Source organism: Streptomyces sp. NPDC086080, assembly GCF_044540255.1.
Taxonomy (GTDB): domain Bacteria; phylum Actinomycetota; class Actinomycetes; order Streptomycetales; family Streptomycetaceae; genus Streptomyces.
On the sequence record NZ_JBITRU010000001.1, the window covers coordinates 51055 to 63375 of the forward strand.

Annotated in this window: 13 protein-coding genes; 7 read left to right on the forward strand and 6 right to left on the reverse strand. The window is 73.3% G+C overall.

From position 1 onward, the window contains the following. Positions 1 to 180 precede the first annotated feature (180 nt). Positions 181 to 3735, forward strand: coding sequence for a DNA polymerase III subunit alpha (locus ACIF9R_RS00235; protein ID WP_399972111.1), 3555 nt, complete (start codon positions 181 to 183; stop codon positions 3733 to 3735). Then, positions 3732 to 4751 carry a DNA polymerase thumb domain-containing protein gene (locus ACIF9R_RS00240; protein WP_399972114.1) on the forward strand — a complete coding sequence of 340 codons (1020 nt, stop codon included), beginning with the start codon at positions 3732 to 3734 and terminating at the stop codon, positions 4749 to 4751. Before ACIF9R_RS00235 ends, ACIF9R_RS00240 begins: the two co-directional genes overlap by 4 nt. Before the next feature lie 11 nt (positions 4752 to 4762). Here ACIF9R_RS00240 and ACIF9R_RS00245 read toward each other — a convergent pair whose 3' ends face one another. Continuing rightward, complete coding sequence (locus tag ACIF9R_RS00245) at positions 4763 to 5137, reverse strand: cupin domain-containing protein (RefSeq protein ID WP_399973000.1); 375 nt, start codon at positions 5135 to 5137, stop codon at positions 4763 to 4765. Between the two features lie 83 nt (positions 5138 to 5220). Here ACIF9R_RS00245 and ACIF9R_RS00250 point away from each other — a divergent pair, with 83 nt between their 5' ends. Next, on the forward strand, positions 5221 to 5667 hold the full coding sequence (locus ACIF9R_RS00250) for a MarR family winged helix-turn-helix transcriptional regulator (RefSeq protein WP_399972117.1): 447 nt from the start codon (positions 5221 to 5223) through the stop codon (positions 5665 to 5667). 175 nt (positions 5668 to 5842) lie between these two features. Continuing rightward, complete coding sequence (locus ACIF9R_RS00255) at positions 5843 to 6706, forward strand: esterase/lipase family protein (RefSeq protein WP_399972120.1); 864 nt, start codon at positions 5843 to 5845, stop codon at positions 6704 to 6706. A 73-nt stretch (positions 6707 to 6779) separates the two neighbouring features. On the opposite strand, the gene ACIF9R_RS00260 is transcribed toward ACIF9R_RS00255, so the two are convergent. Next, complete coding sequence (locus ACIF9R_RS00260) at positions 6780 to 7841, reverse strand: lytic polysaccharide monooxygenase (RefSeq protein WP_399972122.1); 1062 nt, start codon at positions 7839 to 7841, stop codon at positions 6780 to 6782. A gap of 177 nt (positions 7842 to 8018) precedes the next feature. Here ACIF9R_RS00260 and ACIF9R_RS00265 point away from each other — a divergent pair, with 177 nt between their 5' ends. Then, complete coding sequence (locus ACIF9R_RS00265) at positions 8019 to 8492, forward strand: GNAT family N-acetyltransferase (protein ID WP_399972124.1); 474 nt, start codon at positions 8019 to 8021, stop codon at positions 8490 to 8492. A 20-nt stretch (positions 8493 to 8512) separates the two neighbouring features. On the opposite strand, the gene ACIF9R_RS00270 is transcribed toward ACIF9R_RS00265, so the two are convergent. After that, positions 8513 to 8647 carry a hypothetical protein gene (locus tag ACIF9R_RS00270; RefSeq protein ID WP_399972127.1) on the reverse strand — a complete coding sequence of 45 codons (135 nt, stop codon included), beginning with the start codon at positions 8645 to 8647 and terminating at the stop codon, positions 8513 to 8515. Positions 8648 to 8785: 138 nt separating this feature from the next. Between ACIF9R_RS00270 and ACIF9R_RS00275 the strand changes: the two genes are divergently transcribed. After that, on the forward strand, positions 8786 to 9406 hold the full coding sequence (locus ACIF9R_RS00275; protein WP_399972129.1) for a class I SAM-dependent methyltransferase: 621 nt from the start codon (positions 8786 to 8788) through the stop codon (positions 9404 to 9406). Between the two features lie 10 nt (positions 9407 to 9416). Here the strand turns inward: ACIF9R_RS00275 and ACIF9R_RS00280 are convergent, their stop codons facing one another. Together ACIF9R_RS00280 and ACIF9R_RS00285 are read right to left on the reverse strand one after the other, a co-directional pair. Continuing rightward, the gene (locus ACIF9R_RS00280; protein WP_399972131.1) at positions 9417 to 9917 is read right to left on the reverse strand and encodes a DUF402 domain-containing protein; all 501 of its coding nucleotides are present in this window, start codon (positions 9915 to 9917) and stop codon (positions 9417 to 9419) included. Continuing rightward, positions 9898 to 10827: a GNAT family N-acetyltransferase gene (locus tag ACIF9R_RS00285; RefSeq protein ID WP_399972134.1), complete on the reverse strand. Its 930-nt coding sequence runs from the start codon at positions 10825 to 10827 to the stop codon at positions 9898 to 9900. The genes ACIF9R_RS00280 and ACIF9R_RS00285 overlap by 20 nt, the downstream gene beginning before the upstream one ends. A 97-nt stretch (positions 10828 to 10924) precedes the next feature. Between ACIF9R_RS00285 and ACIF9R_RS00290 the strand changes: the two genes are divergently transcribed. Beyond that, entirely contained in the window at positions 10925 to 11290 is a 366-nt protein-coding gene (locus tag ACIF9R_RS00290; RefSeq protein ID WP_399972136.1) for a GntR family transcriptional regulator, read from the forward strand. Positions 11291 to 11536: 246 nt separating this feature from the next. Here ACIF9R_RS00290 and ACIF9R_RS00295 read toward each other — a convergent pair whose 3' ends face one another. Next, positions 11537 to 12313, reverse strand: a complete 777-nt coding sequence (locus tag ACIF9R_RS00295; protein ID WP_399972138.1) for a DUF72 domain-containing protein — start codon at positions 12311 to 12313, stop codon at positions 11537 to 11539. Positions 12314 to 12321: the final 8 nt, after the last annotated feature.

A 12321-nucleotide genomic window follows, 5' to 3' on the forward strand; every position in this document is an offset into this window, starting at 1 on the left:
ACGCCCCGCCCCTCCGTCACGGAGGGGTGGGGCTTTCGGGTGTTCCGGGGTATTTACGCAGGTGGGAAGGGGTCGCCTGGATGTCGTACACACATTCGAGAATTGGTCTATGGTGGGGGTGAGGTAGCTGGGAACAAATGTTCGAGAGTCGATCAGGGCTCATGAGTGCGGGAGGTGCGTGTGCCCGGTTTCACGCATCTGCACACCGCCTCCGGGTTCTCCCTGCGTTACGGCGCCTCCCACCCGGAGCGGCTGGCCGAGCGCGCCTCGGAGCGGGGCATGGACGCCCTCGCCCTCACCGACCGCGACACACTGGCCGGCTCCGTCCGCTTCGCCAAGGCCTGCGCGAAGGCCGGCGTCCGCCCGCTGTTCGGGGCGGAGCTGGCGGTGGCGGCCCCCGCGGCCTCCCCGGACGCGCGCGGGGACGGGTCCGTACGGCGGGAGAGGCGCCGCACCCCGGTCCGCGGCGGTGCCTTCATCGACGAATCGGCACCTCGTGTCACCTTCCTCGCCCGGGACGGCGCCCGCGGCTGGGCCGACCTGTGCCGCCTGGTCTCCGCCGCCCACACCCACGAGGGACTTCCGCTGCTGTCCTGGGAGGACAACCACGCCGACGGTCTGACCGTCCTGCTCGGCCCCGGCTCCGACGTCGGCCGTGCCCTCGCCGCGGGCCGCCCCGACCGTGCCGCCCGGCTGCTCGCCCCCTGGCGGGAGGTCTACGGCGACGCCCTGCGCCTGGAAGCCGTCTGGCACGGCCGCGAGGGCACGGGACCCGGCTCTCTGCGGCTGGCCGCCCGCACCCTGGGCTTCGCCGCCGAACAGGGCGTCCGGCCCGTGCTCAGCAACGCCGTCCGCTACGCCGACCCGGGCCTCGGCCCGGTCGCCGACGTGCTGGACGCCGCCCGCCGGCTGGTCCCCGTCGACCCGGCCAAAGGGCTGGACTCCGGCGAGGCCTGGCTCAAGGACCAGGGCGCCATGCTGAAAGCGGCCGAGCGGATGGTGGAGGCCGCGGGCTTCCGGCGCGAGGCCGCCCTCAGGCTGCTGGACCGGACGCAGTCCGTGGCCGCCGAGTGCCTGGTCGACCCCGAGGACGACCTCGGCATGGGCAGCGTCCACTTCCCCGAACCGCACCTCGTCGGCGCCGGCCGCCGTACCGCCCAGCGGACGCTGGCCTCCCGGGCGGCGGCGGGCATGGTGCTGCGCGGATACGCCGGCCGCCGGGAGTACTGGGAGCGGATGCACCACGAGCTGGACATCATCGCCCACCACGGCTTCGCCTCCTACTTCCTCACCGTCGCCCAGGTCGTCGACGACGTCCGGGACATGGGCATCCGGGTCGCCGCGCGCGGCTCCGGCGCCGGCTCCCTGGTCAACCACCTGCTCGGTATCGCGCACGCCGACCCGGTCGAGCACGGGTTGCTGATGGAACGCTTCCTGTCCAAGGAGCGGGTCGTGCTGCCCGACATCGACATCGACGTGGAATCCGCACGGCGTCTCGAGGTCTACCGCGCGATCATCGGCCGGTTCGGTACCGAACGGGTCGCCACGGTCGCCATGCCGGAGACCTACCGGGTGCGCCACGCCGTCCGGGACGTCGGCGCGGCGCTGTCCATGGACCCGGCCGAGATCGACCGGATCGCCAAGTCCTTTCCGCACATCCGCGCCCGCGACGCCCGCGCGGCGCTCGACGAGCTGCCCGAACTGCGGCAACTGGCGGGGGAGAAGGAGAAGTACGGCAGGCTGTGGGAGCTGGTCGAGGCCCTCGACGCGCTCCCGCGCGGTGTCGCCATGCATCCCTGCGGCGTCCTGCTGTCCGACGCCTCCCTGCTGACCCGTACGCCGGTCATGCCGACCAGCGGCGAGGGCTTCCCCATGGCACAGTTCGACAAGGACGACGTGGAGGACCTCGGCCTGCTCAAGCTCGACGTGCTGGGCGTACGGATGCAGTCGGCGATGGCGCACGCGGTCACCGAGGTGGAGCGGGCGACGGGGGAGCGGATCGACCTGGACGCGGTGCCGGAGGGCGACCCGGCGACGTACGGGCTCATCCGGTCCACCGAGACGCTCGGCTGCTTCCAGATCGAGTCCCCGGGCCAGCGGGACCTGGTCGGGCGGCTCCAGCCGTCGACCTTCCACGACCTGGTGGTGGACATCTCCCTGTTCCGGCCCGGCCCGGTCGCCGCCGACATGGTGCGCCCGTTCATCGAGGCGCGCCACGGGCGGGCGCCGGTGCGCTATCCGCACCCGGACCTGGAGGAACCCCTGAAGGGGACGTACGGGGTGGTCGTCTTCCACGAGCAGGTCATCGACCTCGTGGCCACCCTGACCGGCTGCGGGCGCGGTGAGGCGGACCGGGTGCGGCGCGGGCTGTCCGACCCGGAGTCGCAGGGGCGGATCAAGGTCTGGTTCGCCCAGCACGCGGCAGCTCGGGGCTATGACGCGGAAACGATTCAGCGCACCTGGGAGATCGTCGAGGCCTTCGGGTCCTACGGCTTCTGCAAGGCGCACGCGGTCGCCTTCGCCGTACCGACGTACCAGTCGGCGTGGCTGAAGGCGCACCATCCGGCCGCCTTCTACGCGGGGCTGCTCACCCACGACCCCGGCATGTACCCGAAGCGGCTGCTGCTGGCGGACGCCCGGCGGCGCGGGGTCCCGGTGCTGCCGCTGGATGTGAACAGGTCGGGGGTCGCCCACAGGATCGAACTGGTGTCTGAATCTGGGGAAGGGAAGGGAGTGAAGGGGGCGAAGGGAGTGTGGGGACTGCGGCTGGCACTCTCCGACGTGCACGGCATCAGCGAGGCCGAGGCCGCCCGGATCGCCGAGGGGCAGCCGTACGCCTCACTGCTCGACTTCTGGGAGCGGGCCCGGCCCAGCCGTCCGCTCGCCGGACGCCTCGCCCAGGTCGGCGCGCTGGACGCGTTCGGCGCCAACCGCCGTGATCTGCAACTGCATCTGACCGAACTGCACCGGGGCGCCCGTGGCGGACGCGGCGACCAGCTCCCCCTGTCCGGCGGCCGCGGGACCGCCCCGGCCGGGCTGCCCGACCTCACCGAGCCGGAGAGGCTCAGCGCCGAGCTGGGCGTGCTCTCGATGGACGCCTCACGCCATCTGATGGACGACCACGGCACCTTCCTCGAGGAACTGGGCGTGGTCTCCGCGCGGCGGCTGCGCGAGGCCCGGCACGGGGACACCGTGCTGGTCGCGGGTGCCAAGGCGGCCACCCAGACCCCGCCCATCCGCTCCGGCAAGCGGGTCATCTTCTCCACCCTGGACGACGGCACCGGCCTGGTCGACCTCGCCTTCTTCGACGACTCCCACGACACCTGCGCCCACACCGTCTTCCACTCCTGGCTGCTGCTGGTGCGCGGGGTGGTGCAGCGCCGCGGCCCGCGCAGCTTCAGCGTGGTCGGCTCCGCCGCCTGGAACCTCGCCGACCTGCTGGAGATCCGCCGGGAGGAAGGGCTGGAGGGAGTCGCCGCGCGGCTCGCCGAGCCGGCCGTCACCGGCGCGGAGTCCGCCGGTGACGGCGGCGGCGGCCCGGCCCGCGGACGGCTCGCCGGTTCGGACGGGCGGCCCGCGCCGGCCGGTTCCGCGGCCCGGGACCCGATGGAGGACCGGACCATCCGTATGCCCACGGGGTACGAGATGCACCCCTGGGCCGATCTGCGCCCCGCGGGCGAAGGGCCCGCGGTGGGAAGGAAGTTGTGGCACCGGAGCCCGGGGAGTGCGGGATGACTGTCCTCTGTGTACGTTTCCGGCTGCCTCCGGCGCACGAGGCCGCCCTACCGGGGCTGCTCGGCCTGCTGGAGGAGTTCACCCCTGTCGTGCAGGCCCTGCCACCGGACGGGGCGCTGGCCGATCTGCGCGGCGCCGAACGGTACTTCGGGCGCACCGCCCTCGAACTGGCCTCGGTGATCCGGGTGCGCGCCCTCGCCCTGCACGGCGTCGACTGTGTGATCGGTGCCGGGCCGGGCCCGATGGTGGCCCGCATGGCCCTGCGGGACGCCCGGCCGGGGCTGACCCGCGCGGTGCCCGGGGACGGGGTGCGGGAGTTCCTCGCCGGCCGGCCCGTCATCGCGCTGCCCGGCGTCGGCACCAGGAGCGCCCGCACGCTGTGCGAGTACGGTCTCGACACCCTCGGCCGGGTCGCCGCCGCCCCGCTGTCCACGCTCCAGCGGCTGGTGGGCGCCAGGGCCGGACGCGAGCTGCACGAGAAGGCGAACGGCATCGACCGCGGCCGGGTCGTACCCAACGCCGTCTCCCGGTCGCTGGCCACCGAACGCCCCTTCACCCGCGACGAGCTGGACCCCGATCGGCACCGCCGCGCCCTGCTCTCGGCCACCGAGGAACTGGGCGCCCGGCTGCGCGCCCTCGACCAGGTCTGCCGCGGCCTCACCCTCACCGTGCGCTACGCCGACCTCCCCCACTCCCGACTCCGCTCGAGCGGGGGGACCCCCATGAGCGGGGGGACCCCCGTCACCACCCGCACCCGTACCCTCCCGGAGCCGACCGCCCACTCGGCCGAGCTCACCAGGGCGGCGTACGGCCTGTACGAGGCGCTCGGTCTGCAGCGCGCCCGGGTGCGTGCGATCGCGCTGCGCGCGGAGGGGCTCGACCCCGCCGAGAAGGCGTCCCACCAGCTCACCTTCGATCCGGTGGACGAAAAGGCGCGCAGGATCGAGGAGGTCGCCGACCGGGCGCGGGCGAAGTTCGGCCCCCGCGCGGTGATGCCGGGCACGCTGGCCGCCTGAGGGACGCCGGCTCAGTTGGCCCAAGGCGGCACGACACGCGTGCCGTCGGCCAGGGTCGCCTCCAGGCCGCGGGACGTGGTGACCCAGGAGACGGCGACCTCGGTGGTCGGATTCTCGACGGTGAGCGACGCGCCGGGGTTGACGATCACCGTATCGCCGGCGGTGACGCGGTGGCGGCTGCCGTCGAGGGTGATCAGCAGTTCGCCGTCGAGCAGATGGAAGATCTCCTCCCGGCTGACGGTGTGGGCGGGCGCCCGGGTGCCCGCGGGGATCTCGCCCCGCCAGGCGCACAGCTCCTCGCTGCCGGTGGACGGGGTGGCGTACGAGACGAAGCGGGCGCCGTGCATCTCGTGGACGACGGCTTCGGACGGGCGGACGACGGGCATGGTGAGCCTCCGAGGTGTGGTCAAGTAGCTTGACTATATGCTCAAGCAGCTTGACCATTTCGTCAAGGTGCTTCAATGCCCCCGTGCAGAACTCCGAGGCCATGGCCCTGTCCGCCGCCCTGCTCGCCGTCGCCGGGGACCTCACCCGGCGCGTCCATGACGGTGTGGTCGCGCGCGGGTTCGAAGGGGTGCGGCCCGCGCACGGCTTCGCCTTCACCCGCCTCGCCCCGGACGGCGCGACGGTCACCGACCTCGCGGCCCATCTCGGCGTGACCAAACAGGCCGCGAGTCAGCTCGTCGACGAGCTGGTGCGCAAGGGGTACGCCGAGCGGCGCCCGCATCCCGGGGACGCGCGCGCCCGGCTGGTCGTCCTGACCGAGTCGGGGTGGGCCTGCACCCGGGCGGCCGAGGAGGCGGCGGCCGAGGTCGTGCGGGCCTGGAGCGGGGCGCTGGGGGAGGCGGATGTGCGGGCCCTGCGGGAGGCGTTGCTGCGCATCGCGCCCGACGGGCCGATTCGTCCCGCTTGGTGACGCACTATCAGGATCCGGTGGACGACCGCCGGTCGATGCGGGCAGTTTTTACCGACCCGTAACTTCCCCCTTTTACTACTCGCCCGTAACTTGACGAGTGAACAGCATCCTCGTGATCCGGATCACAGGGCGTAGGACCCCACCCTTCCCCCTTGAACCGCAAGGAGATCACACGATGCTGCCCTGGAAGCGGGTGATCAGACCGCTGGCCGCGCTCCTCCTGGCCGCCGCGGCCGTCACCGTCCCCTCCGCCACGAGCGCTCAGGCCGCCGCCGCGCCCAGCTCGGGCTGGAACGACTACACGTGCAAGCCTTCCGCCGCACATCCCCGCCCGGTCGTCCTGGTCCACGGCACCTTCGGCAACTCCGTCGACAACTGGCTGGGCCTCGCGCCCTATCTGAAGCACCGCGGCTACTGCGTCTTCTCCCTCGACTACGGGCAGCTCCCCGGCGTCCCCTTCTTCCACGGCCTCGGGCCCGTCGAGAAGTCCGCCGAACAGCTCGACGCCTTCGTCGACAACGTGCTCGCCGCGACCCGCGCCGACGAGGCCGACATCGTCGGCCACTCCCAGGGCGGCATGATGCCGCGCCACTACCTCAAGTTCCTCGGCGGAGCGGACGAGGTGAACGCCCTCGTCGGCATCGCGCCCAGCAACCACGGCACCACGCTGAGCGGCCTCACCGAGCTGCTGCCCTACTTCCCGGGCGCCGAGGACCTGCTGAGCGAGGCCACCCCCGCCCTCGCCGACCAGGTCGCCGGATCCGACTTCCTGACCAGGCTCAACGCGGGCGGCGACACCGTGCCCGGCGTCCGCTACACCGTCCTCGCCACCCGGTACGACCAGGTCGTCACCCCGTACCGCAGCGCCTATCTGACCGGACCGAACGTGCGCAACGTGCTGCTCCAGGACCTCTGCCCGGTCGACCTGTCCGAGCATCTGGCGATCGGACTGCTGGACCGGATCGCCTTCCACGAGGTGGCGAACGCCCTCGACCCTGCCCGTGCCAAGCCGACCACCTGCGCCTCGGTGTTCAGCTGACACGTGTAGCCGCGCGGCGTACGCGCGGGGGCCCTGTCCGGCCTGAGCCGCCGGACAGGGCCCCCGAGTCGGTTCAGCGGCCGGACCGTCCGGCCGCCGTGCGCCGCCGCGCGGAGGCGAACAGCGCCGCCGAGCCGAGCGCCAGCGCCGCGGCGCCGCCGATCACCAGGTACGGGGTGCCGGCGTCGCCGCCGGTCTCCGCGAGGTTCTGCGACGTTCCGGCCGCCTTCGGCTGGTTGGGGACCTCGGCGGCGGCGGCCGCGGCGGTGCCGTCGCCCGCCTCGGCCGCCGCCGTCGGCTCGGCCGAGGTGCCGGGATCGTCGTCACCGTGCCCGTGGTTCTCGACGGTCGACTTGTCGGCACCGTCCTTGATCTGCTCCTCGGACGGAGCGGAGGCGGTCGGAGCCGGGGCCACCTCCTGCTTCGGCGCGTCGCCCGGTCCGGCGGCCCCGCCGCCCCCGGCCTCCTCGCCGCCCGACTGGTTCCCGCCCGCCTGGTTCCCGCCGCCGAAGGTGACGTCCGAGCAGGAGTAGAACGCCTCCGGGCTGTCCGACCGCTGCCACACCGCGTACAGCAGCTGCTTGCCGGAACGCTCGGGGAGCGTGCCCCCGAAGGTGTAGAAGCCGCCCGACGCCGCCGGGTCGGTGGACGTCGCCACCGGGTCGGCCAGGTCCAGGTCGTTCCAGGCCAGCGGCTGCGACGGGTCGTATCCGGGCTTGGTGATGTACACCTTGAAGGTCCCCTTGTGCGGGGCCGTCACGCGGTACTTGAAGGTGTACGAGCCACTGTTCACCGCGGTCGCCGGCCAGTCGGCGCGGGCCAGGTCGAGGCCCTTGAAGGCATCGTTGCCCGCGCTGCACAGCCTGCCGTCGGGGATGAGTTCCTGGTGGCGTCCGCCCGCGTCGCCGATGCGGATGCCGTTCCAGTCGTAGAGCGCTTGGGTGCCGCCGGCCGCGACCGCCGCCCCGCACGCCGCCGACCGGGGGCTCTCGGGGCCCTCGGCGTAGCACTGGGCGACCCGGCTGACCGGGTCGCCCAGTGAACCGTGCGCGGACGCCGGCGTGGCGGACAGCCCGGTCAGGGTGAGCGGGACGAGACCGACGGCGGCGACAGCGGCCTTGCGGCGTGCGGACATGGGGCAGCAACTCCTCGGAACGGCGGTCTGTGGATCCTGGGGACGAATCCCGTGGGGGTGGCTCAGAAGCTAGCCCCGGGAAGCCGCGAAAACGCCTGCCGAAGGCCCTGGAGAGGGATTCTTATGGCCGCGTTAAGGGAGTGCTCAGGCTGGGATCAGGTAGGTACGGTGCGTGGCATGACGAACGAGCGGATCCGCCCGGCAGTCGCCGCCGACGCTCCCGAGGTGAAGGCGGTGATCGACGCCGCCTTCCGGCCGTACATCGCGCGCATCGGGGCCGTGCCGGTGCCCATGAAGGCGGACCACGCGGCGAACGTGGCCGCGGGCAGGGTGTTCGTGGTCCGGGCGCCGGGAGGTGCGGCGGGCACCGCGCGGGTGACCGGCCTCGTGGTGGTCGAGCCGCGCGGGGGCCATCTTCACCTGGACGTCATCGCCGTCCGCCCCGACGCGCACGGCACCGGGGTGGGGCGGCTGCTGCTGGAGCTCGTGGACGCACGCGCGCGTGCGCTCGGACTGTCCGGGATCAGGCTCTTCACCCACGTGATGATGTGGGAGAACCAGAGGATCTATCCGAAGTTCGGCTACGAGGTCGTGGAGCCCGGGGCGATCGGGCCGTACAACCGGATCGAGTACCACAAGCGGCTGGACTGAGTCCCGTACGGCGGGCGCGTTCAGTCCTCGGGCCACCAGGTGCGGGCGATGTCCTCGCGGACCTCGGGGCGTCCCGCGGGGCGCTCGTCGGTCTCCTCGCGGACCCGGCGGGTGTCCGTTTTCCTCGGGGGCTTGTGCACGGTGACACGGCGCATGGCTGCCTCCTCCAGGGTCCACCGGGTTCCGCGGTGTCACGGAGGCAGACCTTTCGGGGGACAGTTCCTCATCGGTCCCGTTCTGTCTGTGGCGGCCGTCACGAATCGATTGTCAGTGGTGGGTGTCACTCTTGGCCCATGACCACCCACGACAGTGACGGGACGGGCACGGGCGGTGTCGACTGGGACGCCCGGGCCGCCGCCTTCGACGAGGAGCCGGACCACGGACTGCGCGACCCGGAGGTGCGCGCGGCCTGGGCCGGCCGGCTGCGGTCCTGGCTGCCCGGACGGGCCGGCGACGTCCTGGACCTCGGCTGCGGCACCGGCAGCCTGTCGCTGCTCGCGGCCGAGCAGGGGCACCGGATCACCGGGGTCGACCGCTCCCCGGCCATGGTGGCGCTCGCCCGGGAGAAGCTCGCCGGGCGGGACGCGGTGTTCCTGATCGGTGACGCGGCGGCACCACCGGTCGGCGAGGAGCGCTACGACGCCGTCCTCGTCCGGCATGTGCTGTGGACCCTGCCGGACCCGGAGCGGGCCCTGCGGCACTGGCGGGACCTGCTGCGTCCGGGTGGGCGGCTGGTGCTGGTCGAGGGGGTGTGGGGGACGGTGAACCCGGCCGGGATACCGGCGGACCGGCTCACCGCGCTCCTGGCCCCGATCGGCGGGACGGTGCGCGTGGAGCGGCTGTCCGGGGACATGGCACTGTGGGGCCGCGAGGTGGACGACGAGCGGTACGCGCTCGTCGCGGTCCCCGGGTGATCCGCTGCTGTCATGCGAGCAGCGCGCCGAACCCGCCCTCGCGGGCCCGGGTGTCCAGCTCGTCGAGGGCGGCCACCGCGGCCGCCGCCGCCTCGGGATCCGTGGTGAGCAGACCGCTCGCGGTGAACTCGTCCTCGTCCAGCCGCCGTACGTCCGTACCGTCCGCGGAGACCCACAGGTCCAGGTCCAGATCCTCGACGACCAGCCGCCCGGCGGAGAGCTCCGCCGGGCGGGTGATGTCGCAGTAGTGGCCCTTCAAGGCGCCCCCGGCGGTGCGGACCTCCTTCACGGAATACCACCGGTCGCGCCAGTAGTGCTCCGTGAAGACGTCCCCCGGCTCGAAGCGGACGAAGCCGAAGTCGCGCACACCGGCCCCCGCCCAGGGGGCGCGCACGCGGACATGGGTGCCGTCGTCGGCAAGCAGTTCGGCCGGATAGCGGATCTTCATCCGTCCCGCCTTGACGAGGACGACCTCCACCCTGGCCGGCCCGTCAGCCGAGTGCGCGGACATACCGCACCTCCGTCCCGCAGATCTCGTAGCCGAACCACGTGTTGATCGCGATCATCGGCCCGTTCCCGGTGTCGTTGCCCGTGAACGCCTCCGTGTACCCGGCCGCGCGCGCCCGATGCAGGGAGTCGTTCTTGGCGAGCTTGGCCAGGCCCCGGCCGCGATGGGCCCGGGCGGTGCCGGTCATGCCCGTGGCGTACCGGGTGCCGCCGTCCGTGCGGGCCGCGGAGAAGGCGGCGGGACGGCCGTCGACCAGCGCCACGGTGGTCAGTTCGGGGCTGAACAGCGGGTGCCGCCAGGTCTCCGCCAGCCAGGCCTCGTAGTCGGTGAGCTCGGTGTCCACGTCGCCCGGCTCGTCCGCGGTCGTCTCCGCGTCCAGTGCGAACAGCGGGCGCGGATCGGCGGCGAAGTCCGAGGCCGGGCGCAGCTCCACGCCCGGCGGCGGGTCCTGGAGCGGCGGCAGGGCGCCCTTCGCCAGGTCCAGGCGGAGGAAGTGGGCGGAGCGGCTCGCCCGGTAGCCGTGCCGTTCGGCGAAGGCGCGGTTGCCCGGCTCGTCCAGCACCCACGCGAACAGCCGGGTCGCCCCGTGCGCGGCCAGGTGCTCCTCGGCGGCGCGTACGAGCAGCGTGCCCGCGCCCCGGCCCGTGTGGGCCGGGTGGACGTACACATTGAGGTTGCCCTGGCCCGGCTCGGCACTCTCCAGGGCCAGATGCACCTGCGCCGTACCGATCACCTCACCGTCGGCCACGGCCACCAGGGGCCGGTAGCGGGCGTCGGGACGCAGCTGGGCCAGGTCGTGGGCCAGGGAGTCGGGGGTGACGAGGACGAACGGCAGCGCGGCCTGCCGGACACGGGCGAAACCCTCGAGGTCGGCGGGCGCGTCGGAGCGGAGATCGCGGACGGTCACTGTCATGGAGGCGCACGCTATGGGGGACGAGTCCGGGGACGCCTCCCATTTTCGGGTGCGCGCGGGTGCCCCCGGCGGTGCGGCGGTGCGGGACAATCGGGCCGTGACCTTGAAGATCCATATCGATGACGGAACGCCACCGTACGAGCAGGTGCGGGCGCAGATCTCCGAGCAGGCCCGCGCGGGAGTGCTGCCGGTGGGGTACCGGCTGCCGACGGTGCGAGGGCTGGCCGGGACGCTCGGCCTGGCGGCGAACACGGTGGCCAAGGCGTACCGGGCGCTGGAGGAGGACGGGGTGATCGAGACGCGGGGGCGCAACGGGACCTTCGTCGCTGCGGCGGGGTCGGGGGCGGAGCGGGAACTGGCGTCCGCCGGGCAGGCGTATGCGGCGCGGGCGCGGCGGCTGGGGTGCTCGGAGGAGGCGGCGCTCGCCGCCGTGCGGGATGCTCTGCGGGCGGCTTACGGGTGAGGGGCGTCGTGGTGGGGGTTTGAGGGCGGGTGCGGGGTGGTGGGGGTTGGGTGCGCAGTTCCCCGCGCCCCTGGGGTGAGGGTGCGGGGGTGTGGGTGGTGGGTGGGCGCCGTCGTGGTGGGGGTTTGAGGGCGGGTGCGGGGTGGTGGGGGTTGGGTGCGCAGTTCCCCGCGCCCCTGGGGTGCGAGTGCGGGTGGTGGGGGCTGGGCGCGCAGTTCCCCGCGCCCCTGGGGGGTCGTTGGTGGGCTAGATGCGCAGGTTCCGGTTGCCCCGGGGGACGGGGGCGACCGGTAGGTGGGCTGTGTGGGCCAGGTGGGTGAAGGTTTTCGCGTCGGTGACCGCTGCCGCGTGCGGGTCGTTGTTGAAGTACGCGTGGACGTCCTCGTCCGCAGGCCAGGTCGTGGCGATGCGGTGCAGCCAGGTGCGCAGGGACTGACGACCGTAGGGGGGCCAGGGGTGGGCCCGGCCCTGGTGGAAGCGGACGTAGCCCCAGTCGGCGGTCCGCCACAGCGGGGTCGCGGGGCGGGACAGCACGTCGGCCCAGCACAGGGCGGCGCCCCGGGACTCCAGTACGGCGCGGACCTCCGGTGTCCACCAGGACGGGTGGCGCGGCTCGACCGCGACCCGGGTCGACTCCGGGAAGCGGCGCAGACAGGCGTGCAGCAGCGCGGGGTCGGCCCGGAGGGTGGGCGGGAGCTGGAGCAGGACCGGGCCGAGCCGGTCGCCCAGCCCGGTCGCGCGGCTCATCAGGCGGTCCACCGGCTCCTCGGGATCGCGCAGCCGCTTGATGTGGGTCAGGTAGCGGCTCGCCTTCAGCGCGACGACGAAGCCCGGCGGGGTGCGCTCCCGCCAGGACACGAAGGTCTCCCGGGACGGCAGCCGGTAGAAGGCGTTGTTGATCTCGACCGTGGCGAAGTGCGCCGTGTACTCCTCCAGCCAGAGCCGCACCGGAAGACCGGCCGGATACAGCTCCCCTCGCCAGTCCTTGTACTGCCACCCCGACGTCCCGACGAACAGGGTCATACACCCAT